The sequence below is a fragment of the Microbacterium sp. Se63.02b genome, assembly GCF_014171575.1.
Taxonomy (GTDB): domain Bacteria; phylum Actinomycetota; class Actinomycetes; order Actinomycetales; family Microbacteriaceae; genus Microbacterium.
This window is the reverse complement of the sequence record NZ_CP050453.1, coordinates 2,193,984-2,217,198: the sequence shown is the minus strand read 5'-3', so window position 1 is coordinate 2,217,198 and position 23,215 is coordinate 2,193,984. Positions and strand designations below refer to the sequence as shown.

At 68.0% G+C, this 23,215-nt stretch carries 18 protein-coding genes, 1 tRNA gene, 1 other RNA gene and 3 pseudogenes; 14 read left to right on the top strand and 9 right to left on the bottom strand.

The window, feature by feature from the left end; all coding sequences use genetic code 11:
• Positions 1 to 20: 20 nt before the first annotated feature.
• The gene (gene aceE / locus G4G29_RS10910) at positions 21 to 2,747 is read right to left on the bottom strand and encodes a pyruvate dehydrogenase (acetyl-transferring), homodimeric type (protein WP_183150144.1); all 2,727 of its coding nucleotides are present in this window, start codon (positions 2,745 to 2,747) and stop codon (positions 21 to 23) included.
• 153 nt (positions 2,748 to 2,900) lie between these two features.
• Between aceE and G4G29_RS10905 the strand changes: the two genes are divergently transcribed.
• Positions 2,901 to 2,973: transfer RNA gene (locus tag G4G29_RS10905), tRNA-Val, on the top strand.
• 71 nt (positions 2,974 to 3,044) lie between these two features.
• Here the strand turns inward: G4G29_RS10905 and G4G29_RS10900 are convergent.
• On the bottom strand, positions 3,045 to 3,488 hold the full coding sequence (locus G4G29_RS10900; RefSeq protein ID WP_183150143.1) for a hypothetical protein: 444 nt from the start codon (positions 3,486 to 3,488) through the stop codon (positions 3,045 to 3,047).
• A gap of 63 nt (positions 3,489 to 3,551) precedes the next feature.
• Between G4G29_RS10900 and G4G29_RS10895 the strand changes: the two genes are divergently transcribed.
• The 4 genes from G4G29_RS10895 to G4G29_RS10885 all read left to right on the top strand — a co-directional run bounded on the left by G4G29_RS10895 (position 3,552) and on the right by G4G29_RS10885 (position 6,073).
• Positions 3,552 to 4,109, top strand: coding sequence for a dihydrofolate reductase family protein (locus tag G4G29_RS10895; RefSeq protein WP_183150142.1), 558 nt, complete (start codon positions 3,552 to 3,554; stop codon positions 4,107 to 4,109).
• 69 nt (positions 4,110 to 4,178) lie between these two features.
• Positions 4,179 to 4,598, top strand: a complete 420-nt coding sequence (locus tag G4G29_RS24005) for an NAD-dependent epimerase/dehydratase family protein (RefSeq protein WP_309491568.1) — start codon at positions 4,179 to 4,181, stop codon at positions 4,596 to 4,598.
• Between the two features lie 89 nt (positions 4,599 to 4,687).
• The gene (locus tag G4G29_RS24000; protein ID WP_345941058.1) at positions 4,688 to 5,065 is read left to right on the top strand and encodes a DUF1731 domain-containing protein; all 378 of its coding nucleotides are present in this window, start codon (positions 4,688 to 4,690) and stop codon (positions 5,063 to 5,065) included.
• A gap of 54 nt (positions 5,066 to 5,119) precedes the next feature.
• The gene (locus G4G29_RS10885; protein WP_183150141.1) at positions 5,120 to 6,073 is read left to right on the top strand and encodes an L-lactate dehydrogenase; all 954 of its coding nucleotides are present in this window, start codon (positions 5,120 to 5,122) and stop codon (positions 6,071 to 6,073) included.
• Between the two features lie 33 nt (positions 6,074 to 6,106).
• Here the strand turns inward: G4G29_RS10885 and G4G29_RS10880 are convergent, their stop codons facing one another.
• Entirely contained in the window at positions 6,107 to 6,871 is a 765-nt protein-coding gene (locus G4G29_RS10880) for an SDR family NAD(P)-dependent oxidoreductase (protein WP_183150140.1), read from the bottom strand.
• A gap of 100 nt (positions 6,872 to 6,971) precedes the next feature.
• Here G4G29_RS10880 and G4G29_RS10875 point away from each other — a divergent pair, with 100 nt between their 5' ends.
• Positions 6,972 to 7,808: a helix-turn-helix transcriptional regulator gene (locus tag G4G29_RS10875; RefSeq protein WP_183150139.1), complete on the top strand. Its 837-nt coding sequence runs from the start codon at positions 6,972 to 6,974 to the stop codon at positions 7,806 to 7,808.
• A 6-nt stretch (positions 7,809 to 7,814) separates the two neighbouring features.
• Here the strand turns inward: G4G29_RS10875 and G4G29_RS10870 are convergent, their stop codons facing one another.
• On the bottom strand, positions 7,815 to 8,654 hold the full coding sequence (locus tag G4G29_RS10870; RefSeq protein WP_183150138.1) for an aldo/keto reductase: 840 nt from the start codon (positions 8,652 to 8,654) through the stop codon (positions 7,815 to 7,817).
• Between the two features lie 42 nt (positions 8,655 to 8,696).
• On the opposite strand from G4G29_RS10870, the gene G4G29_RS10865 reads away from it, so the two are divergent.
• The 4 genes and pseudogenes from G4G29_RS10865 (at position 8,697) to rnpB (ending at position 12,011) form a co-directional block, all read left to right on the top strand.
• On the top strand, positions 8,697 to 9,119 hold the full coding sequence (locus G4G29_RS10865; RefSeq protein WP_183150137.1) for a YchJ family metal-binding protein: 423 nt from the start codon (positions 8,697 to 8,699) through the stop codon (positions 9,117 to 9,119).
• A 36-nt stretch (positions 9,120 to 9,155) separates the two neighbouring features.
• On the top strand, positions 9,156 to 9,890 hold the full coding sequence (locus G4G29_RS10860; RefSeq protein ID WP_183150136.1) for a C4-type zinc ribbon domain-containing protein: 735 nt from the start codon (positions 9,156 to 9,158) through the stop codon (positions 9,888 to 9,890).
• Positions 9,891 to 9,912: 22 nt separating this feature from the next.
• A pseudogene (locus tag G4G29_RS10855) lies at positions 9,913 to 11,612 on the top strand (bifunctional 3'-5' exonuclease/DNA polymerase).
• Positions 11,613 to 11,654: 42 nt separating this feature from the next.
• An RNA gene (gene rnpB, locus G4G29_RS10850) (RNase P RNA component class A) lies at positions 11,655 to 12,011 on the top strand.
• A gap of 70 nt (positions 12,012 to 12,081) precedes the next feature.
• Here rnpB and G4G29_RS10845 read toward each other — a convergent pair.
• The gene (locus G4G29_RS10845; RefSeq protein ID WP_183150135.1) at positions 12,082 to 12,828 is read right to left on the bottom strand and encodes a polyphosphate--glucose phosphotransferase; all 747 of its coding nucleotides are present in this window, start codon (positions 12,826 to 12,828) and stop codon (positions 12,082 to 12,084) included.
• Positions 12,829 to 12,896: 68 nt separating this feature from the next.
• Between G4G29_RS10845 and G4G29_RS10840 the strand changes: the two genes are divergently transcribed.
• The 4 genes and pseudogenes from G4G29_RS10840 (at position 12,897) to G4G29_RS10825 (ending at position 18,414) form a co-directional block, all read left to right on the top strand.
• Complete coding sequence (locus tag G4G29_RS10840; RefSeq protein WP_183150134.1) at positions 12,897 to 13,121, top strand: SPOR domain-containing protein; 225 nt, start codon at positions 12,897 to 12,899, stop codon at positions 13,119 to 13,121.
• Positions 13,122 to 13,123: 2 nt separating this feature from the next.
• Positions 13,124 to 14,459: pseudogene (gene glnA, locus G4G29_RS10835) on the top strand (type I glutamate--ammonia ligase).
• Between the two features lie 8 nt (positions 14,460 to 14,467).
• Positions 14,468 to 17,443: pseudogene (locus G4G29_RS10830) on the top strand (bifunctional [glutamine synthetase] adenylyltransferase/[glutamine synthetase]-adenylyl-L-tyrosine phosphorylase).
• Positions 17,444 to 17,493: 50 nt separating this feature from the next.
• Positions 17,494 to 18,414, top strand: coding sequence for a diacylglycerol kinase family protein (locus G4G29_RS10825; protein ID WP_183150133.1), 921 nt, complete (start codon positions 17,494 to 17,496; stop codon positions 18,412 to 18,414).
• A 32-nt stretch (positions 18,415 to 18,446) separates the two neighbouring features.
• Here G4G29_RS10825 and G4G29_RS10820 read toward each other — a convergent pair whose 3' ends face one another.
• The 4 genes from G4G29_RS10820 to glnA (G4G29_RS10805) all read right to left on the bottom strand — a co-directional run bounded on the left by G4G29_RS10820 (position 18,447) and on the right by glnA (G4G29_RS10805) (position 23,079).
• Positions 18,447 to 19,592 carry an AI-2E family transporter gene (locus tag G4G29_RS10820; protein WP_183150132.1) on the bottom strand — a complete coding sequence of 382 codons (1,146 nt, stop codon included), beginning with the start codon at positions 19,590 to 19,592 and terminating at the stop codon, positions 18,447 to 18,449.
• 93 nt (positions 19,593 to 19,685) lie between these two features.
• Complete coding sequence (locus G4G29_RS10815) at positions 19,686 to 21,065, bottom strand: serine/threonine-protein kinase (protein ID WP_183150131.1); 1,380 nt, start codon at positions 21,063 to 21,065, stop codon at positions 19,686 to 19,688.
• Between the two features lie 203 nt (positions 21,066 to 21,268).
• A complete protein-coding gene (locus G4G29_RS10810) occupies positions 21,269 to 21,541 on the bottom strand; it encodes a hypothetical protein (RefSeq protein WP_183150130.1) in 273 nt (90 codons plus the stop codon).
• Between the two features lie 113 nt (positions 21,542 to 21,654).
• Positions 21,655 to 23,079, bottom strand: a complete 1,425-nt coding sequence (gene glnA / locus G4G29_RS10805; RefSeq protein WP_183150129.1) for a type I glutamate--ammonia ligase — start codon at positions 23,077 to 23,079, stop codon at positions 21,655 to 21,657.
• Positions 23,080 to 23,215: the final 136 nt, after the last annotated feature.

Genomic DNA, 23,215 nt, shown 5'->3' with positions numbered 1-23,215 from the left:
GGGATCCTGTCACCGAAGGCTCAGCTTTCGCCGCCCGCGTTGCCGCTGGTTCCGGCGTTCACGTCGTGCAGGCGGTACTTCTCGATGGCCTGCGCTGCGAGCGAGCGGTCGACCTTGCCGTCCTCTGCCAGCGACTGCAGCGTGCGGACGACGATCGACGGTCCGTCGATCTTGAAGAAGCGACGGGCCGCTGCGCGCGTGTCGGAGAAGCCGAAGCCGTCGGCGCCGAGTGTGGCGAAGCGGTTCGGCACCCAGGGACGGATCTGGTCCTGCACGGCGTGCATGAAGTCGCTGACGGCGACGACCGGTCCCTCGGCACCCTGGAGCTTCTGGGTGAGGTACGCGGTACGCGGCTCGGCCTCGGGGTGGAGGAAGTTGTGCTCGTCGGCGGCGAGGCCGTCACGGCGCAGCTCGGTCCAGGAGGTGACCGACCAGACGTCGGCGATCACGCCCCAGTCGTTCTTCAGCAGCTCCTGCGCCTCGAGGGCCCAGGGGAGTCCGACGCCGGAGGCGAACAGCTGTGCGCGGTGGCCTTCGCCCTCGCCGACGGAGACACGGTGGATGCCGCGCACGATGCCGTCCACATCCACGCCCTCCGGCTCGGCAGGCTGCACCAGAGGCTCGTTGTAGAGCGTGATGTAGTACATCACGTTCGGGTCTTCGTGCTCACCGCCGTACATCCGCTCGAGGCCCGAGCGCACGATGTGCGCGATCTCGTAGCCGTACGCAGGGTCGTACGACAGCGTCGCGGGGTTGGTGGCCGCGAGCAGGTGCGAGTGACCGTCGGCGTGCTGCAGACCCTCACCCGTGAGCGTGGTGCGGCCGGCGGTCGCACCCATGATGAACCCGCGGGCCATCTGGTCTCCGGCGGCCCACTGGGCGTCACCGGTGCGCTGGAAGCCGAACATCGAGTAGAAGATGTAGATCGGGATCAGCGGTTCGCCGTGCGTTGCGTAGGAGGTGCCTGCCGCGGTGAAAGCCGCGACGGCCCCGGCCTCGTTGATGCCGACGTGCACGATCTGGCCCTGCGGGCTCTCCTTGTAGGCGAGGAGGAGCTCACGGTCGACCGAGGTGTAGTGCTGGCCGTTCGGGTTGTAGATCTTCGCCGTCGGGAAGTAGGCGTCCATGCCGAACGTGCGAGCTTCGTCGGGGATGATCGGCACGATGCGGTGACCGAAGTCCTTCGAGCGCAGCAGATCCTTGAGCAGTCGGACGAACGCCATGGTCGTGGCGATCTCCTGCGTGCCGGAGCCCTTCTTGGGGAGGGCGTACGCGGTGTCGTCGGGCAGCGAGAGGCCGACGTGCGTCGACCGGCGCTCCGGGAGGAAGCCGCCGAGCGCCTGGCGACGCTCGAGCATGTACTGGATCGTCTCGTCCTGGGGTCCCGGGTTGTAGTACGGGGGCAGGTACGGGTTCTCCTCGAGCTGCGCATCCGTGATCGGGATGTGCATGGCGTCGCGGAACGTCTTGAGGTTGTCCAGCGTCATCTTCTTCATCTGGTGGGTCGCGTTGCGGCCCTCGAAGTGCGGACCGAGACCGTAGCCCTTGACGGTCTTCGCGAGGATGACGGTGGGCTTGCCCTTGTGCTCGGTCGCAGCCTTGAACGCGGCGTAGACCTTGCGGTAGTCGTGGCCACCGCGCTTGAGGTTCCAGATGTCGTCGTCGGAGTAGTCCTTGACGAGGGCGGCTGCGCGCTCGTCGCGGCCGAAGAAGTGCTCCCGGATGTACGCGCCGGATTCGGCCTTGTACGTCTGGTAGTCGCCGTCGGGCGTGACGTTCATGAGGTTGAGCAGGGCGCCCTCTGTGTCGCGGGCGAGAAGGTCGTCCCATTCGCGGCCCCAGACGACCTTGATCACGTTCCAGCCGGCGCCGCGGAAGAACGACTCCAGCTCCTGGACGATCTTTCCGTTTCCGCGCACGGGGCCGTCGAGACGCTGCAGGTTGCAGTTCACCACGAAGGTGAGGTTGTCGAGGCCCTCGTTGGCGGCGACCTGAAGCTGTCCGCGGCTCTCGACCTCGTCCATCTCGCCGTCGCCGAGGAACGCCCAGACGTGCGACTGGGACGTGTCCTTGATGCCGCGGTTCTCGAGATACTTGTTCGACATCGCCTGATAGATCGCGTTGATCGGGCCGAGGCCCATCGACACGGTCGGGAACTGCCAGTACTCCGGCATCAGACGCGGATGCGGGTACGACGGGATGCCGTGCGGCGCGTGGGACTTCTCCTGGCGGAAGCCGTCGAGCTGGTCCTCGCTCAGGCGTCCTTCGAGGAACGACCGGGCGTAGGTGCCGGGGGAGGCGTGGCCCTGGATGAAGATCTGGTCGGCGCCGCCGGGGTTGTTCGCACCCTTGAAGAAGTGGTTGAAGCCCACCTCGTACAGGGCAGCGGAGGAGGCGTACGTCGAGATGTGACCGCCGACGCCGATACCCGGGCGCTGCGCGCGGTGCACCGTGATCGCTGCGTTCCACCGGATCCAGGCGCGGTAGCGGCGCTCGACCTCTTCGTCGCCGGGGAACTCCGGCTCGTTCTCCGGGGCGATCGTGTTGATGTAGTCCGTCGTGGGGACCATCGGCACGCCCAGGTGCAGCTCCTTCGAGCGCTTGAGCAGGCTGAGCATGATCTCGCGGCCGCGGCCGTGGCCCTTGGCATCCACCAGCTCATCGAGGGACTGCTGCCACTCGCCGGTCTCCTCCGGATCGCTGTCGAGTGGGCCCTGGGAGTACGGATCCTGGTCGTGCACGGTCACGGGGGAACCTTTCGTCAAGCTGGCAGGTCATGCCAAGGAAACGGGAAGCGACACGGGCAGCCTTGTCAGCTGTGCACAACGCGCGCCGCCATCAGCCTATCCCTCTTCTCCGACGCGGGTGCGCACCGGACGACCGATAGACTGACGGCACCAGGGCCTTTAGCTCAGCTGGTAGAGCGCCACGTTTACACCGTGGATGTCGTCGGTTCGATCCCGGCAGGGCCCACCGTGAAAGCACTCCGCGAGTTCGGCTCTGGCCGGCGTTCTGTCCCCGCCGCCCGCGAGCCATCGTCATGACTACTGGGATCCGGCCGCGATCAGCGAGCGGGGGACGTGCCCTGCGGCGAGCACGACCGCGGCGAGCGCGATCCAGGGATTTCCGAGCCACGCGGCACCGGCGAGGAACGCCGCGACCGGCAACACCGCCATCGGCACCGGAATGCCGAGAGCCGGAGCGAACAGGGAGGCACGCCGTCTGCCCGAAGCCAGGAATCGCACCCACAGCGCCCAATAGCCGGCGACGCAGAGGATCACCGGGACCACCGCCCACCAGAGCACGAAGGCCCCGACGGTGATGGCCGGAAGGGTGACGCAGAGCGCCTGCCCTGCGCGCTCCAGGATCTCGACGATGAGGGGTGCGTCATCGTCGTCGATCGCGGGCCGGGGCGGAAACCACAGGAGGAGAAGGTTCGGCGCGAAGACGGCGAGGCTCAGCGCCAGCCCGAGCACGGAGAACCCCATGGTCGCGAGCGTATCGGCCGCTCAGCCCTGGCGGGTGCTTCCGCACGGATCTAGGATCCCCGCATGGGACTCTTGACCTTCAGCATCAACGTCACCCTCGACGGCTGCATCGATCACGAAGTGGGGATCGCCGATGACGAGACCCATGCCTACTTCACCCGGCTCATGGACGAATCCGGCGCGATGCTGTGGGGCCGCACGACCTACGAGATGATGGAGGCGGCGTGGCCCGCCGTCGCCCGCGGAGACATGGAGGCACCGCAGGCGCTCCGTGACTGGGCGGTCAAGCTCGAAGCCAAGCCGAAGTACGTGGTGTCATCCACCCGGCAGGATTTCCCCTGGAACGACACCCACGTGATCACGGGAGACCTGCGCGACAGCGTGCAGGCGCTCAAGGATGCGATCCCGGCCGGCGTGCTCCTCGGCAGCGGGAAGCTCGCGACCGCGCTCGACCGGCTCGACCTGATCGACGAATACCGCTTCCTCGTGCATCCGCGGATCGTCGGACACGGCCCGACCCTGTACGAGAGCGGCCTGCTCGCAACCAGGCGGCTCGAACTGGTGTCGACAGCGTCCATGAGCAACGGTGTCATCATCACGCACTACCGACGCGTCGACTGAGTCCCGTCCGCGCGCGACGCGTACGCTGGGTCCACGACCGAGCTCGTGGTCGTGGGACGGAGAACCTCAATGGCGCGACGGATCGTCATCAGCGGAGCGTCCGGCCTGATCGGGTCGGCGCTCGTCTCCTCCCTCCGTGCCGACGGTGTCGAGGCCACGACACTGGTCCGTCGCCCGCCGCGGTCCGAGCACGAGACGCAGTGGGCCCCCGGGGAAAGTGCCCTCGACCCCGAGGTGCTCGACGGCGCTGAAGCCGTCGTCGCGCTCGGCGGGGCGAGCGTGGGACGACTGCCGTGGACGAAGGGCTATCGCCGGGAGCTCATCGACTCACGATTGCAGGCGACGCGCACCCTCACCACCGCGCTGCGCGCGTTGCGCACCGATGCGCCGGCGCTCGTGTCCGCATCCGCGGTCGGTTACTACGGGTCGGCTCCGGGCGAAGTCCTCACGGAGGAATCGGCTGCGGGGAGACGTTCCTCGCCGACCTGACGGTGCGCTGGGAGGCAGAGGCGCGACGGGCCGAAGACCACACCAGGGTCGCGCTGCTGCGAACGGCCCCGGTCATACACCGTCGCGGTGTGCTGAAACCGTTGATCCAGCTCACGCGATTCGGCGTCTCCGGGCCGCTCGGGCGGGGAACCCAGGTGTGGCCGTGGATCTCTCTCGACGATGAAGTGCGCGCGGTCCGCCACGTCCTGGACCGGAAGATCTCGGGGCCGGTCAACCTGTCGGGACCCGCGTCCGCGACGGCGAACGACATCGGCCGTGCCCTCGCCGCGCGGATGCATCGCCCGTTCTGGCTCCCCGCGCCCGCGTGGGCGTTGCGGCTCGCGCTCGGCGACGCTGCCGAATCGCTGCTCCTTCCCGACGCCGACGTCCGCCCCGCGGTGCTGGAGCGGTCAGGCTTCCACTTCCTGCATCCCACGGCGACGGATGCGGTCTCGGCGGCGCTCTGAAAATCACGGTCTCCGCCCCTCCCGGATCATCCGCCCCGCTGCGAGACTGAGCGCATGGAGATCATCGAGAACTCGAAGCTCACGGTCGTCGGTGCGGGAAGCGTCGGTTCGAGCGTCGCGTACGCCGCGCTGATCCGCGGTTCCGCCCGCCACGTCGCGCTGTACGACATCGCGACCGAGAAGGTCGACGCCGAGGTGCTCGACCTCGCCCACGGCACCCAGTTCACCGGCTCGAGCGACATCGTCGGCGGCAGTGACATCGCGGTGGCAGCAGGCTCGCACGTCGTGGTGATCACCGCGGGCGCGAAGCAGAAGCCGGGTCAGACGCGCATCGAGCTCGCCGAGGTCAACGCGGGCATCATCCGCGGCATGATGCCGCAGCTGCTCGAGGTTGCCCCGAACGCGGTGTACGTGATCGTCACGAACCCGTGCGATGTCCTCACGGTGATCGCGCAGGAGGAGACCGGTCTCCCCCCGGAGCGGATCTTCGCCTCCGGTACCGTGCTCGACACCTCCCGGCTGCGGTGGAAGCTGGGCGAGCGTGCCGGCGTGTCGACGGCGAGTGTCCACGCCTACATCGTCGGGGAGCACGGCGACACGGAGTTCCCGCTGTGGTCGCGCGCGACGATCGGCACGGTGCCGATCCTGGAGTGGGAGACACCGGGGCACCCGCGCTTCACGCTCGACGAGTTGGACGACATCGCCGTCGACGTGCGTGACGCCGCCTACAAGGTCATCCTCGGCAAGGGGGCGACCAACTATGCGATCGGCCTGTCGAGCGCCCGCATCGTGGAGGCGATCCTCGGCGACGAGCACGCCGTGATGCCCGTGAGCACCGTGCTGCGCGACTTCCACGGACTCGACGGTGTCGCGCTCTCCGTGCCGTCGATCGTGAGCGCACAGGGCGCGGTGCCGATTCGGAACACGTCCTTCTCCGACCAGGAGCTGGCGCTGCTGCGGCAGTCCGCGGACGCGCTCACGGCAGCGGCGGCATCGCTCCGGCGTTGATCGACCACCGATGCGGATCCGCTGTCATGGAAGTCAGCGCCCGTGGGGGTCGGTGCGGTTGAGCGTGGCGACGACCTGCTCGTAGTCGCCGCGTGCCTCGCCGTAGCGGAGGAACTTCACCCGCTCCACCTGGATCTCGGTGGCATCCGGCTGCGACTCGATCAGGGCCATCACCTCGTCGATGAACTCATCCAGCGGCATCGCCGCTTCGTTCACCTCGTGTCCCGGCATGAGCGGCGTGCGCACGGCGGGCGGTTCCAGTTCGAGCACGGAGACGTTCGTCTCCGACAGCTGCAATCGCAACGACTCGCTGAGCATGTGGATCGCCGCCTTGCTGGCGTTGTACGTCGGCGTCACCCGGAGCGGGGCGAAGGCGAGCCCGGACGAGACCGTCATGATCGTGGCGTCGGGCTGCGCGCGCAGATGCTCGATGAAGGCGGCGATGAGTCGGATCGGACCGAGGATGTTCGTCGTGACGGTCTCTTCCGCGGTCGTGAGGAATCCGTCGCGGATGGTCCAGTCCTCGGCACGCATCACACCCGCCATCGTGATGAGCACGTTCACAGCCGGGTGCGCGGTGAGCACCGTGCGGGTCGCCTCGTCGATGCTGCGGGGATCGGTCGTGTCGATGCGCACGGTGTGGAGACCGGGATGCTCGGCGGCGATGGCCGTGAGCCGCTCCTCCCGACGGCCCCCGACGATCACGGTGTTGCCCCGGTCGCGGAGCCGCAGCGCGAGTGCGAGACCGATACCGCTGGTCGCGCCGGGGATGAAGATGGTGTTTCCGCTGATGTTCATGGGTTCAGCCTCGCCGGGCAGTCGGAACAGCTCCAGAGAGCACTCATCCACGGAGCGAGCGTCCCTGGTTCGGTCGTCCGCATCGGGGCATACTGCAGGGGTGGATCGTGACGCTCTGGCCGAATTCCTCCTCCGTCGGCGTGAGGCCCTGACGCCCGCGGACGTCGGGCTCGCGGCAGGGGCCAGGAGGCGTACCGCCGGACTGCGTCGCGAGGAGGTCGCGCAGCTGGCGATGATGTCGACGGACTACTACACGCGCCTCGAACAGCGACGCGGACCGCAGCCCAGCGTGCAGATCCTCGCCGCTCTGGCCAGGGCGCTGCGGCTGACCGAGGACGAACGCGACTACCTGTTCCGACTCTGCGGGCACAGCGCCCCCGACCGAGCGCACGCCACCGAGTACGTGCGCCCTGGGATCCTGCGCGTGCTCGACCGATTGCATGACACTCCGGCGTTCGTCGTCTCGCTCCTCGACGAGGTGCTGGTGCAGAACGACGCCTCGCGAGCCCTCATCGGCGATGCGAGTGGCCTCGTCGGCTTCGACCGCAGCGGGATCTACCGGTGGTTCGCCCACCCGGAGGAGGAACGACGACGGTACCGGGAGGTCGATCATGCCCGCCAGTCCCGTTCCTTGGTGGGGTCGCTTCGGGCGGCTCACGGGATCATGGGAGCGCGGTCGCGGGCAGGGGAGATCGTCGCGGAACTCTCCGCCCGCAGCCCTGAGTTCGTGGGGCTGTGGGAGGCGCACGAGGTGAGCCGCCGGTTCGAGCAGCACAAGGTGATGGTGCATCCTGAGCTCGGCGAGATCGAGGTCGACTGTCAGGCGCTCTTCACCGAGGATGAGTCCCAAGCGCTGGTCGTTCTCACGGCGGCCCCGGGAAGCGAGGCCGCCGGCAAGCTCGAGTTCCTGCGCGTGCTGGGGACGCAGCGGATCTGACCGACCTCAGGACTCCTCGTGGGTGCGCGGGTCGGCGCCGAACAGGCGACCGTCCGGCCGTCCGAGCGCGGTGATCGCGGTCACCTCGGCATCGTCCAGCGCGATCTCGGCCGCCGCGAGGTTCGCCATCTGGTGCTCGAGCGAGGACGCCTTCGGGATCGAGACCGTGCCGCGCGCGACATGCCACGCGAGGACCGTCTGAGCAGGGGTGGCGTCGTGCGCGGACGCGATCTCGCGGATCACCGCTTCGTCGAGCAGTTCCTTCGCCCGACCGAGCGGGCTCCACGCTTCCGTGAGGATGCCGTGCTCGCGGTGGTACGCGAGCTGCTCCTCCTGGGGGAAGAACGGATGCACCTCGATCTGGTTGAGCACCGGTCGCACGCCCGTCTCCTGCTCGATGCGCTCCAGGTGCTCGGGCAGGAAATTGGAGACTCCGATCTGCCGGACGACGCCGCGGGCCTGCGCGTCGACCAGCGCCGCCCATGCCTGCACGTACTCGTCCTGGCTCGGGTTCGGCCAGTGGATCAGGTGCAGATCGGTGGCGTCCAGACCGAGACGCGAGCGGCTCTCCTCGATGCTGGTGCGCGCCTTGGCCGTCGGGTGGTGGCGGCCCGGGAGCTTCGTCGTGACGATGATCTCCGCGCGATCCACATCGGAGGCGGCGACTCCGCGTCCGACGGACCCCTCGTTCTCGTAGTTGAACGCGGTGTCGACGAGCCGGTAACCCGCCGCGATCCCGCGGGTCACGGCGGCGGCTCCTGCATCGCCGTTGAGGCCGTACGTGCCGAGACCGATCGCCGGCAGCGCGAAGCCGTTGTGGGCGGTGAAGGTGGGGACAGTGGTCATCGTGACTCCTTCGGGGCGTTTCCTCGAGCGTACGCTGAGGGGATGACAGCGGACGCGGAGATGGCGGCGGATGACGTCGTGATCGACGATTCGGCGCGGTGCCCATGCGGGTCGGGCGACATCTTCGGCGGATGCTGCGGGCCGTTGCTCCAGGGGGCGCCCGCCTCGACGGCCGAGCGGCTCATGCGTTCCCGTTTCACGGCCTTCGGCCTCCGCGACGCGGCGCATCTCGTTCGCACCTGGCACGGCTCGACGCGGCCGCGCACCGTCGATTTCGAACCCGACATGGAGTGGCGTCGACTCGTGATCCTCGATCGGCATGCCGGCGGTCCGTTCGACCGCGACGGCATCGTGGAGTTCGAAGCGTTCTGGCGGCAGGGTACGCAGCGAGGCGCGTTGCATGAGCGCAGTCGCTTCGTCAGAGAGGATCGGCAGTGGTACTACGTCGACGGCGACGTGAGCTGATGGGCGGATGTCGTCGCAGCGACTAGATTTGAGAGCGTGAACGCCAGCCCCGAGAACCAGCGCACCCTGCTCGACATCGCCGACCTCGATCGACGCATCGCGCAGGCCGAGCGCGCCCGCACGAAGCCGAGCCAGGCGGGGCGGATCACCGAGCTCGTCGCCATCCGTCAGGACCAGCTCCGCGAACTCACCGCGCTCACGGGCACCCGCGACGACGTCCGCACCGAACTCACGCGGCTCGAGTCCGATGTGGCTCTCGTCGAGCAGCGTCGCAACCGCGACGCCGAGCGCCTCGCCACCGCCACCAGCCCCAAGGATGCGCAGGCGCTCGAGCACGAACTCGCGAGCCTCGCCAAGCGTCAGAGCGACCTCGAAGACGCCGAGCTCGATGTCATGGGTCGCCTGGAAGAAGCGGAAGCGGCCGTCGCCGCTCAGCAGGCTCTGCTGCAGACGACCACGGAGGAGGGGACGGCCCTCACCGCACAGGCGAAGGCCGACGTCGCCGCGGCGACCGAGCTGGGTGCGCAACTGGCGCGCGACCGCGCTGCCGTCGCCGAAGGCGTGTCGCCGCAGCTGCTGGCCGAGTACACCCGCCGTGCGGCGAACAGCGCGGGCGCGGCGCTCCTCACGCGGGGGACCTGCGAAGGCTGCCGCATCGTGCTTCCCAGCACTGACCTGAACGACATCCGACGGGCCGCGGACGACCTCGTCGTCTCGTGCCCCGAGTGTGGGTGCATCCTCGTGCGCACCGAGGAGTCCGGTCTCGCGTGAGCCCGATCCGCGCGCACCGGAGATGACGGCGCCGGCGTCGCCTGTCGAGCGGCGCATCGTGCTCCTCTCGGTCGGTCCGCAGGACTACGTCGCGATCGAGCTCGACGGCGAAGACGAAGAGTCCGGGCGCACCCTGCTGCGATCGGATGGCCTCGCCGAATGGGTGGCGTCGATCGAGGTGAGCGACGCCCCGCGGTGGATCATCCGCACGGCCTCCGAGACCTACGCCACCTTGCTCGCTGAGGGGTGCGCGTCCGTCGCAGCCATGATCTGGTGCTGTGCCACGCCATCCTGCGCGACACCGCCGCGGTGGCATCCCCACTCCCCGGATCCGCGGCGTGGGAACGGCGCGAGTCCACGGTCTCGGCGCCGTCGCTGTTCGACGCCTTCGAGGTGGAGAGCGGCGAAGACACGATCGCCGCGACGCTCGAGCAGTATCGTGCTCAGCGCCGCGTGATCGCCACGGCGCCGGACGGACGTCTCACGCTGCTGTGCGCCGCTGAATCGGCAGGGGGACTCATCGCCGAGGAGATGCGCGTGGCCGGGCTGCCGTGGGACGAGCGCGTGCACGATGCGATCTTGACCGAGACGCTCGGCATCCGGCCGATCGCAGGAGGGCTGCCGAGCCGGATGGTCGCACTCGGCGACCAGGTACGGCAGCAGCTGGGCGACGCCACGCTCCATCTCGACAGTCAGCAGAAGCTGCTCAGGGCGCTGCATCGCGTCGGGGTCGATGTCGAGTCCACGAGCCGGTGGGAGCTGGCCGAACATGATCATCCGGCCATCGAGCCTCTGCTCGCCTACAAGAAGCTCTCCCGACTGCTCAGCGCCAACGGCTGGGCCTGGCTCGCCGAGTGGGTGCACGACGGAAGGTTCCGTCCCGTCTACATCCCCGGCGGCGTTGTGACCGGGCGATGGGCGTCTGCGGGTGGTGGCGCGCTTCAACTGCCGCGCAGTCTGCGCCCTGCCGTGCGTGCCGATCCCGGATGGACGCTGGTCGTCGCCGACGTGGCTCAGCTTGAACCACGGATGTTGGCCGCGATGGCTGCCGACGAGGCGATGGCCCAGGCTGCGCGAGGCCGCGATCTATACGCCGGAGTGGTGGCCTCCGGCGCGGTCGCCTCCAGGGAGGAGGCGAAATACGCCGTTCTCGGTGCGATGTACGGCGCGACGACCGGCGACAGCGGGCGGCTCGTCCCGCGTCTGCGAAAGGTGTATCCGCGGGCGATGGCTCTGGTCGACGCCGCCGCGCGGACGGGGGAGGACGGCGGGATCGTGTCCACCTGGCTCGGCAGATCCTCCCCGCGCCCGTCTGTGGAGTGGATGCGACTGCAGTCCGACGCGACGGGAGCGGACGCCGACCCCGCGGTGGTGGCTCTTGCTCGTCGTCGAGCCCGAGACTGGGGACGCTTCACCAGGAACTTCGTGGTGCAGGGCACTGCCGCGGAGTGGTCTCTGATCTGGCTCGCCGAGATCCGACACCGCCTGCAGCAGCTCCCGGAGGTGTTCGGGGAGGCACCGGCATCGGGGCCGTTCGCGCGGGTGCCTCATCTGGCGTTCTTCCTGCACGACGAGGTCATCCTGCACGTCCCGCTCGAACATGCGGAGTCGGCGGCGACGGCCGTGAAAGAGGCCGCTGCCACGGCGACGACGCGGTTGTTCGGCTCGTTCCCGATCGATGTGCCCCTCGATCTGCGTATCGCGGAGTCGGCGGAGAAGTAGCCGCAGACCGTCGGGCCGGAGAACGTAGAATGGACATGCGAATGGGTCGACTGGACGGCCGCGTTGCGGGAGACCGCACCGAGGAACGTCCGGGCTCCTCAGGGCAGGACGGTGGGTAACGCCCACCCGGAGCAATCCGCGAGAAAGTGCCACAGAGAGCAGACCGCCCCGCAAGGGGTAAGGGTGAAAGGGTGGTGTAAGAGACCACCGGGGGCCATGGTGACATGGCCCGCCAGGTAAACCTCGTCCGGAGCAAGGTCAGACAGAGGATGTTGACGCGGCTCGCCGAGTCCTCGGGTAGACCGCTAGAGTGCCACGGCAACGTGTCGCCGAGAGAGATGGCCGTCGAAGGGGCGAAGAACCCCGGAACAGAACCCGGCGTACAGGTCGGCCCATTCGCCTCACACGAAACGAAGGACCCGATGACGACGAGTCATCGGGTCCTTCGCGTCGTCGGAGTGGGCGAGGGTCAGTCCCCGGCGAGCGAGGCCGCGCCGATGATTCCCGAGTTGTTGCGGTGGATGGCCGGGACGATCGGGGTCTTGAGGTCGAGGAGCGGCAGGAAGTCTCCCGCGTTCTTCGACACACCGCCGCCGACCACGAAGAGGTCGGGGCTGAAGAGGAACTCGATGTGCGAGTAGAAAGCCTGCAGGCGTTCCGCCCACGCCTCCCAGCTGAGGTTCTCGCGCTCACGTGCGGACGTCGCGGCATAGGTCTCGACGGACTCGTACTCGCGGAAGTTGAGATGGCCGAGCTCGGTGTTCGGCAGCAGCACGCCGTCGTACAGGAATGCCGAGCCGATACCCGTGCCGAGCGTGGTCAGCAGGGTGAAGCCGAGCACGTCGCGGGCGGCACCATGGCGGGCCTCGGCGACACCGGCGGCATCGGCGTCGTTCACGAACACGATGTTGCGGCCGAGGCCGTCGCGGAAGAACCGCTCGGCGTCGAAGTCGATCCACTCCTTCGAGACGTTCGCCGCGGAGAGGGTCTTCCCACGCTTGACGATCGCGGGGAAGGCGACACCCAGCGGCAGCGTCGACTCGTGCACGTCGAGGGTCTTCAGCACCGTCTGCACGGCGATGAGCACGTCTTCCGGTGCGGCGCCCTCCGGCGTCGGGACACGTACCCGATCAGAGGCCATGGTGCCGTGTTCGAGGTCGACGATTCCTGCTTTGATACCCGTGCCGCCGATGTCGACGCCGATCGCTTTTGCCATGGCCGATAGCTTAGCGACCACGGTGCACGCCAGTAGGATCGATGACATCACGTGAAGAAGGGACAGACATGTCTGACGGTGACCACAAGTACTGGTACAACTCCGAGACCGGCGAGGTCGAGTTCGGCATGATCTCGCCCTCCATCGACCGGATCGGCCCCTTCGACACGGAGGCCGAGGCCCGCCGCGCTCCTGAGGTGCTCAAGGAGCGCTCGCGCGCCTGGGCCGAGGAGGAGGCGGTCGAACAGGGCTGGGACGTCAAGGGCGAGGCAAAGGGCCGGGGCGCAGAGTAGCCATGGACAAGCAGAGGGACTTCGTCCTCCGCACGATCGAGGAGCGCGGCGTCAAGTTCGTGCGACTGTGGTTCACCGATGTCATCGGAACGCTCAAGTCCGTGGCGATCGCCCCTGCCGAGGTGGAGGGTGCGTTCGCGGAGGGCATCGGGTTCGACGGCTCCGCGATCGAAGGGCTCACGCGCACGTATGAGTCCGACCTCCTCGCGCAGCCGGACCCGACGACCTTCCAGACGTTGCCGTGGCGGGGCGAGATCGACCCGACAGCGCGCATGTTCTGCGACCTCACGACGCCGGACGGCCAGCCGGCCGTCGCCCCCGCGGCATGTGCTCAAGCGCACGCTGGCGAAAGCCGCAGACGCCGGGTTCACGTTCTACACGCATCCCGAGATCGAGTTCTACCTTCTGAAGTCCTCGTCGTTCGGCCCCGACGGCCCGGTGCCCGTCGACTCGGCGGGCTACTTCGACAACGTGCCCGGTGGCACGGCCCACGACTTCCGCCGTCGGTCTGTCCGCATGCTCGAAGACCTCGGCATCTCGGTCGAGTTCAGCCACCATGAGGGCGGACCCGGACAGAACGAGATCGACCTCCGGTACGCCGATGCGCTGACGACGGCCGACAACGTCATGACGTTCCGCACCGTGATCAAGGAGGTGGCGATCGAGCAGGGCGTCTATGCCACGTTCATGCCGAAGCCGCTCAGCGGGCAGCCCGGCAGCGGGATGCACACGCACATGTCGCTCTTCGAGGGCGACCAGAACGCGTTCTACGAGGAGGGAGCGAAGTACCAGCTCTCCAAGACCGGACGCCACTTCATCGCCGGACTCCTCAAGCACGCGAACGAGATCTCCGCGGTCACGAACCAGTTCGTGAACTCGTACAAGCGGCTCTGGGGCGGGGATGAGGCTCCGAGTTTCGTCACCTGGGGCCACAACAATCGATCAGCGCTCGTGCGGGTGCCGATGTACAAGCCCAACAAGGGACAGTCCTCCCGCGTCGAGTACCGCGCACTGGACTCTGCAGCGAACCCGTACCTCGCGTACGCGCTCATGCTCGCCGCAGGGCTCAAGGGCATCGAGGAGGGCTACGAGCTCCCGCCCGAGGCCGAGGACAACGTGTGGGCGCTCAGCGACGCCGAGCGCCGTGCGCTGGGCTACTCCGCTCTACCTGCGAGCCTCGACCACGCTCTCGAGTACATGGAGGCGTCGGAGCTCGTCGCCGAGACCCTCGGGGAGCAGGTGTTCAACTACGTGCTGCTCAACAAGCGCAAGGAGTGGGAGGCCTACCGCGGGCAGGTCACTCCCTTGGAGCTGAAGAACAACCTCGAGCTTCTCTGAGGCCCGGCATGGCCCGCCCGGACGACTCCGTCTCGCTCTCCGCCCTGGCCAGGCTCGGGTTCGCCGACCTGAGCGAGGCCGCCGCATCCCTGACGGAGCTGGCGACCATCCTCGACCGACCCCGTGGGGTGCTGCTGGAGGCCTCGGACGCCGCGGATCCGGACGCCGCCGTGCGGGGTCTCCTCCGGGTCGCGCGTCGGAACGAGGCGCCGTTGCGGCGTCTCCTGGACGACGAGGCGACACGCCGGCGCGTCTGGCGCGTCTTCGGTGCGTCCGAGGGCTTGGCCGAGTTCTTCCTGCGGCATCCGGAGGAGCTCACGGTGCTGGAGCAGGCGGTCGACGTGCTCCCGTCCGCGGAGGCCTTGCAGGAGCGGATGCTGGCAGCCGTCGATGCCCGTGACGGGTTCGCGCGAGCAGGGGATGACGACGCGATCGCGGCGATCCGAATCGCCTATCGTCGCGAGCTGGCCGCCATCGCGGCCTACGACCTCATGCATGCGGTACCGCAGAACGTGGTGGCTGCTGTATCCGCCGCACTGGCCGATCTCGCCGGAGCGGCTCTCGAAGCCCCCTCTCGCCGTGGCCAGGACGCGCCTCGGCGATGCGTTCGCGCGCGCCGACCTCGCCGCGACCAGGCTCGCTGTGATCGGCATGGGGAAGGCGGGGGCTCGGGAGCTGAACTACGTCAGCGATGTGGATGTGATCTTCGTGGGGGGCAGCCGTGACGAGGAGACCGTGAGCGAGGCTCGCGCCATCGACATCGCCACCCGCCTGGCACGAGAGACCATGCGCAATCTCAGCGCCATCGAGGTGGAACCCCCGCTGTGGGAAGTGGATGCCGCGCTGCGACCCGAGGGGAAGCAGGGCGCGTTGGTCCGCTCTCTCGCCTCGCATCTGGCGTACTACGACCGTTGGGCGAAGAGCTGGGAGTTCCAGGCGCTCCTGAAGGCGCGGCCGCTCGCGGGCGACCCCGAGCTCGGTGCGGAGTACATCGCCGCCGTGCAGCCGAAGATCTGGTCGAGTGCGGCTCGGGAGGACTTCGTCGAAAGCGTGCAGCGGATGCGTGAGCGCGTGATGGAGCACATCGATCCCGAGGACGCGCCGTACCAGCTCAAGCTCGGCGCCGGTGGACTGCGCGACATCGAGTTCACCGTGCAGCTGCTGCAGCTCGTGCACGGGCTCACCGACGAGTCGCTGCGCACGCGCGGGACCCTCGAGAGCCTCGACGCCCTCGTCGAAGGCGGGTACATCGGACGCGTGGATGCGGCAGCCTTCGCCGACGACTACCGTCTGCTGCGGTTGATGGAGCACCGGCTGCAGCTGCGGGAACTCAGCCGCACGCACCTGATGCCGCGCACGCCTGCGGGCCTGCGGATCCTCGCCCGCAGTTCCGGGCTGGCCGACAGCGGCGAGGGGTGTGTGGGCGCGGTGGGAGGCGGTGCGTCGGGAGGTGCGCGAGATCCACACGCGCCTGTTCTACCGGCCGCTGCTCTCCGCGGTCGCCGGTTTGCCGGAGGAAGAGCGCACGCTCTCCGCCGCCCAGGCCCACGACCGTCTGGCGGCGATCGGGTTCCGGGACCCAGCGGGGGCTCTGCGTCACATCGGCGCCCTCACGAGCGGACTCAGCCGCAAGGCGACCATCCAGCGGCATCTGATGCCGGTCATGGTGCGGTGGTTCGCCGACGGCAGCGATCCCGACTACGCGCTCCTCGCGTTCCGCCGCATCAGCGAGCGTCTGGGCGACACCCCTGGTTCCTGCGGATGCTGCGCGACTCGTCCGGGGCTGCCGAGAGTCTGACGCGCCTGCTGTCGTCCTCGCGGTACGTCGGGGAACTGTTGGAGTGGATCCCGGAGTCGGTGGCATGGCTCGACAACTCGGAGCGCTTGCGTCCGCGCGGGGCATCGGCACTGGACGACGAAGCGCGTGCGATCCAGACCCGACACGACACGATCGGCGATGCGCTGCGAGCCGTCAGAGCCCTGCGCCGGCGCGAGCTCCTGCGCACGGCGATGGGAGCCGTGCTCGATGTGCTCACGATCGAGGAGGTCGCCACGGCACTCACCGAGATCACGGCGGCGACGATCCAGGCTGCTCTGCGCGCGGTGATGCGTGAGGTCGTCCCGCCGCAGGACGAGGCGCTGGACTTCGCCGTGATCGCGATGGGGCGCTTCGGCGGCGCCGAACTCGGCTTCGGGTCGGACGCGGACATCCTGTACGTCTACGACGCGAACGGCGTCGACCCCAGCGTGCGCAACGCCATGCGACGCAGATCGTTGCCGGCCTGCGGGAACAGCTCACGGATCACCGCCTTCCCCTCGATCTGGACGCCGGGTTGCGTCCAGAGGGCCGGAACGGGCCTCTGGTGCGGTCGCTCGACGCCTACGCCGAGTACTACCGCCGCTGGTCGCTGTCATGGGAGGCGCAGGCGCTGCTGCGGGCGAGGGGAGTGGCAGGCAGCGCGAAGCTCATCGCGCGCTTCATGACCCTGGCCGACGCGATCCGCTACCCGGAGTCGGTCGATCTGCAGGGCACGCGCGAGATCAAGCGGATCAAAGCCCGGGTCGAAGGGGAGCGCCTGCCTCAGGGAGCCGATCCTCGACGGCATCTCAAACTCGGCCCTGGAACTCTCAGCGACGTCGAGTGGCTGGTGCAGCTGCTTCAACTCCAGCACGCGTATGCCGTACCCGGTCTGCGCACGACATCGACGCTCGGAGCGCTGGACGCGGCGGTCGCCGCGGACCTCGTCCCCGAGGAGGACGCCGTGCGTCTGCGTGAGGCGTGGTTGCTCTCGAGTCGGCTCCGGTCGGCGATCACCCTGCTCACCGGCCAGACCAGCGATGTCCTCCCTGCGGATCGCCGGCAGCTCGATGCGATCGGACGCCTGCTCGGGTACCCCGATCGTTCGGCGAGCGAGCTCGAAGAGGACTATCTCGGGGTGACGCGGCGCGCCAGGAGGACGTTCGAGCAGTTGTTCTACGGGTAGGCCGCGGCGATGAGTTTGCGGTATCGGACGTCCTGTCGCAAGCTGACGATATGACCCACTCGCGCATCGGCATCATCTGGAACCCTTCGAAGGTCGAGAAGGGGGTTCTGCAGACAGCCGTGAACGAGGTGTTCGGCGATCAGCAGGACATCCGCTGGTGGGAGACCACGCCGGAGGATCCGGGCAGGGGCATGGCCCGCGAGGCGCTCGAAGACGGCAGGGAGATCGTCATCGCCGTGGGCGGCGACGGCACGGTCCGCGCGGTCGCGGAGTCGCTCGCCGGCTCGGATACCGCACTCGGCATCGTTCCGCAGGGCACGGGAAACCTCCTCGCGCGCAACCTCGAGGTCCCGTTGAACAACGTGACAGCGGCTCTCGAGCGGATCCGCGACGGAGAGCCTCGTCGTATCGACCTCGGATGGGTGTCGTACGACGGCACGGAACATGCTTTCGCGGTGATGGTGGGTTTCGGCATCGACGCGCAGATGCTGGTGGAGACCGATGACGATCTCAAGTCGAAAGCAGGATGGCTGGCCTACGTCGAGGCGATGGGGCGTGCCCTCGCCGGCACGGAGATGACCGATCTCACGATCGCCATCGATGGGGACAAGGCGGTCGCTGTGCGCGGGCACACGATGCTCATCGGCAACTGTGGGATGGTGCAGGGCGGAATCCGCCTGCTTCCGGACGCGGTCCTCGATGACGGAAAGCTCGACGTGCTCATGATCAGCGCGGATGGCGCGCTCCAATGGCTGGAGACCCTCCGCTCCTTCGTGTGGGACAACGGGATCCGTCGGATCTTCGGAGCCACGGATGAAGCCGTCAGCACGGACTCCGCGCGTCACCTCCCTGTCGAGACCGTGTCGGTCGAGCTGAAGACGCCTCTCGTGTTCGAGATCGACGGCGAGGAGATGGGCGAGGTCTCGGCATTCGACGTGCGCGTCGAGCCGGGCGCGCTGCTCGTGCGCTGAGACATCGCCCCGGAGCGCGGGTGCCCTGGCCGTCAGGACGTGGTGATCACCGGCGGTGCCTTCTTCCGATCCTGGGAGGGGAAGATCACCTTCTGGACGATGATGATGATGCTCGCCGCGATGGGGATGGCGACGAGCGCACCGAGGATGCCGCCGAGGGCACCGCCGGCGACGGCAGCGATCACCACCAGGGCTCCCGGCACCGCAACCGCACGGCTCATGATGCGTGGCGAGAGGACATATGCCTCGATCTGCATGTAGACGAGGTAGTACCCGAACGCGATGAGAGCCGTCACGGGTGAGACGAACAGGCAGATCAACGAGTTGATGATCGAGGCCGTGAGCGTTCCGACGAGGGGGATCATCGATCCGATGAAGGCGATGAGCGCGAGGAGCGCCGGGACGGGGGCTCCGATGATCGAGAGGACGATCAGGCTCAGCACGCCGTTGATGAGCGCCAGGCTCGCCTGCCCCATCACGTAGCGGCCGACCGCGCCCGAGACGTCCTCGAGGAGCTCGCTGAAGGTGTCGCGCTGGTAGGCGGGGACGAAGCGCGCGGCTGTGCGCTTCATGCCGCGCAGTGACGCCATGAAATACAGCGTCAGGATCAGGACGATCGTGACCCCGGTGAGACCGCCGGCGATGCCCGCCCCGACCGCGAAGACGCCGCCGCCGATGTCGAGGAAGTTGTCCGGATCCTGGACGAAGTCGAGCACGCCCTGCGCCGCGTCCTGGATGGTCGTGCCGAACTGCCCGCTCACATCCTTGAACCACTGGCTGTCCATGAACTCCTCGACCATCTTCGGGCCGTCCTTGATGAGGTTGCCGATCTGTTCGACGAGCACGGGGACGATCGCGAGGATGATGCCGGCGAAGGCGAGGATGACCACGGCGACCACGATGGTCACGGCCGCTGGGCGGGGGAGCTTCTTCTCGATGAACGTGACGATCGGATCCAGGCCCAGCGCGAGGAAGAGCGCGACGCCGATGTAGACGAGCACGGTGGCGAGCTGGTCGACGATCCCGCCGATGGCCAGCGCCACCAGCACGCCGAGGGCGCCGAGCAGACCGAACATGAACGGGTTGGCGCGTGCTGCGGCGACGACCGTGGTCGTCGATCTGCGCTGGGCCGCCGTCGTCTGCGGTTCGTTGGGCGCGATCACTCTCTTGCGGCGCATGGGCCCTCCCTCTTTCCGGACTCAGTCGATCTTCCTCCACGCGGGCCACGCGCGCACTGAGCGACACCCTGCGTCCTCACGGGCGGTGCCGGATCACTTGTCGGGGTCCGTGCCCGGCTTGTCCGCGCCGGAGTTCTCCGCGCCGGGCTTGCCCTTGCCTGGTTTGTCCTCGCCTGGCTTGTCCTTGCCTGGCTTGTCCTTGCCTGGTTTGTGCTGGCCTGGTTTGTGCTGGCCTGGTTTGTCCGTGTCGCCCGACCCCTTGTCGGTTCCGGGTGTCTGGCTGTCGTCGTTCGACGATACGGGCGTCACCGCGGTCGGCTCCTGCGGCGTGGGCTCCGACTGCCCGGCAGGAACCACTGCAGGGTCCTGCCGTGGGGGAGCTGTCGCAGCCGTTCGTGCGATCTCCGGCTCCGCGCTTCCGCTGGTCATCCACGCGACCGAGGCCGTCGATCCGACGATCACTGCGGCGACCGCAGCGCCCACGAGGCCGAGACGTCTCCGACGACGTGCATCCGGTCGACGGCGGAGCCTGCGTGTCGAGTGCTCGAGCGTCTGCGCGTCGACGGCAGGCAGAGGTCTCGTACGCGCTGGTTCGCCAGACGACGGCGCGACGGCGGCGATCCGCGGTCGCGCGACGGCGGCCAGGTCTCTGATCGAGCGCGCCGCCTCGAGCGCATGCGGACGGGTGTGGGGATCGAGAGCGGTCATCCGGGTGAGAAGGGCGACCCACTCGGGTCCGAGCGTCTCGGGGATGTCCGGGGGGATGTGCAGTCGCGCCAGAGCCGACTGCACGCCGAGCCCGGAGGGGAAACCCGGCTGTCCGGTCAGAGCCTCGAGCAGCACGAGTCCGAGCGCATAGATATCGAGCGACGGACGGATGTCCGCGTTCCGAAGCTGCTCGGGTGCCATGTAGGCCACCGTGCCGAGGACGAACCCGGGGGAGGTGACCCGGGACGCGTCCAGTGCGCACGCGATGCCGAAGTCCGCGAGTTTCGCACGCCAGCGGTCGCCGTCGGATGAGGGCGGCACGAGAAGCACGTTCGACGGTTTCACGTCGCGGTGCACGATGCCGGCCGCGTGCACCGCGTGCAGCGCCTCGGCGATGTCGGCCCCGATGTGGGCGACCTCCGCGGGAGGGATGGGTGACCGTGCCATCCTCGTGCTGAGGGCGGGCCCGGCGACGAACTCCATCACCAGATACTGTTCGCTCCCCGGATCCAGCTTGGCATCGAGCAGTGTCACCAGGCAGGGATGATTGAGGGAGGCGAGCAGCGCCTTCTCGGTGTGGGCGCGATCTGCTGAGCCCATCACGGAGCGAGGCTCGCGTCGGATCACCTTGACCGCGACTGTTCGGCCCAGGAGAACGTCCTCGGCGCGGAAGACGGTCGCCATGCCGCCCTCGCCGACCATCTCGGCGAGGCGATAGCGTGCATCGAGCAGCGCCTCGGTCGGCGCCGCATCCTCGGTCCACATCGCTGCCTCCTGGCCGCACGGATCGGGTCATCCCTGCGACTCCGGAGAGACTACGGGTGCCGCGCACGCGGGGCACCGGGCTTGACGCCGAGACCGCGACCTGCAAGCCGGAGGCGCGGCGGCGGTTCGACGAGTGCCCGCCTCGCTCCGCAGGACACCGCGCACCGCATCAGCGTCGCCACGGGCGACGTCGCGCGCCGCTACTATTGTCTGCCCGCGTCCGGCCCGTGCTCGTCTTCGAATGCACGGACCTTGCGACGGTAGTCGAACCAGAGTTTCACGCCGTAGAGCGCGAGGGCGAACGTGACGATCAGCATGACCCCGTCGACGATCGAGCCCGCATCGAACGTGATCGCGCGAAGTACGGTCATCACGCCCCAGCCGATCATCATGATCAGCGCACCCAGACGCCAGCGTCCCAGTTCGAGGCGCTGCTGGATCAGCGACGGGGTCGGCTCAGCGTCGGGTTCGGACATGCGCAGAGCCTAGCGCGAGATCAGCACGGCGGATGCTGTTGCGCGGGATGCAGAAGAGCCCGCCACGGCGGACCGTGACGGGCTCTTCGGGAGACTCTGCGGAGTCCGGTGGATCAGACGCCGAAGTACAGCTCGTACTCGAAGGGGTGCGGGCGCTGGGCCATCGGCAGGATCTCGTTCTCGTACTTGTACGAGATCCAGGTCTCGATGAGCTCCTTGGTGAACACGCCGCCCTCGAGGAGGAACTGGTGGTCGGCCGCCAGCGCGTCGAGCGAGTCGAGCAGGGAGTTCGGCACCTGGGGGATGTCCTTGGCCTCCTCGGGCGGGAGCTCGTAGAGGTCCTTGTCGACCGGCTCGTGCGGCTCGATGCGGTTCTTGATGCCGTCGAGGCCCGCCATGAGCTGCGCGGCGAAGGCGAGGTACGGGTTGCCCGACGCGTCGGGAGCACGGAACTCGATGCGCTTCGCCTTCGGGTTGGAGCCCGTGATCGGGATGCGGATCGCGGCGGAGCGGTTGCCCGCCGAGTACACCAGGTTCACCGGAGCCTCGAAGCCCTTGACCAGGCGGTGGTAGCTGTTCAGCGTGGGGTTCGTGAACGCGAGCAGCGCCGGCGCATGTGCCAGGATTCCGCCGATGTACCAGCGCGCGATGTCGCTCAGCTGGCCGTAGCCTGCCTCGTCGTAGAACAGCGGCTTGCCGTCGTTCCACAGCGACTGGTGGGTGTGCATGCCCGAACCGTTGTCGCCGTAGAGCGGCTTCGGCATGAAGGTCGCGACCTTGCCCCACTCGTTGGCGGTGTTCTTGACGATGTACTTGAACTTCAGGATGTCATCCGCCGCGTGCACCATGGTGTCGAAGCGGTAGTTGATCTCCTGCTGCCCTGCCGTGCCGACCTCGTGATGCGAGCGCTCGAGGATGAATCCCGCCTCGATCAGCTTGAGGGTGATGTCGTCGCGCAGGTCGGCGGTCTTGTCGACCGGGCTGACCGGGAAGTATCCGCCCTTGTACGGCGTCTTGTTGGCGAGGTTCCCGCCCTCTTCCTCACGGCCGGTGTTCCAGGCGGCCTCTTCGGAGTCGACCTTGTAGAAGCTCTCGCCGGCGGTGACCGAGTAGCGCACGTCGTCGAAGATGTAGAACTCCGCCTCGGGGGCGAAGAAGGCGGTGTCGGCGATGCCGGTCGAGGCCAGGTACTTCTCGGCCTTCTTGGCGACCTGACGCGGGTCCTTGGAGTAGATCTCGCCGGTGCGGGGGTTGTAGATGTCGAACAGCATCACGAGAGTGCTGGCCTCGCGGAACGGGTCGACGTAGGCCGTCGTGACATCCGGGATGAGCTGCATGTCGGACTCGTGGATGCTCGCGAAGCCGCGGATCGAGGAGCCGTCGAACAGCTGGCCGTCCGTGAAGAACGCCTCGTCCACAGTCGATGCAGGAATGTTGAAGTGCTGCTGTACACCCGGGAGATCGGTGAAACGGATGTCAAGGAACTTGACGTCGTTCTCCTTGATGTAGGCCAGTACCTCGGACGAATCTTTGAACATGTACGACTCCTGTAATGCGGATCGATGGCTTCACGGCCATTCTGCAGAGTACGGACGGGGGATTTCTCTACGGTATCCGCTTTGTTTCGGGCGTGTTACAGGAGCCGACGGGACGGGGCCGTCTGTGACCCTCGAT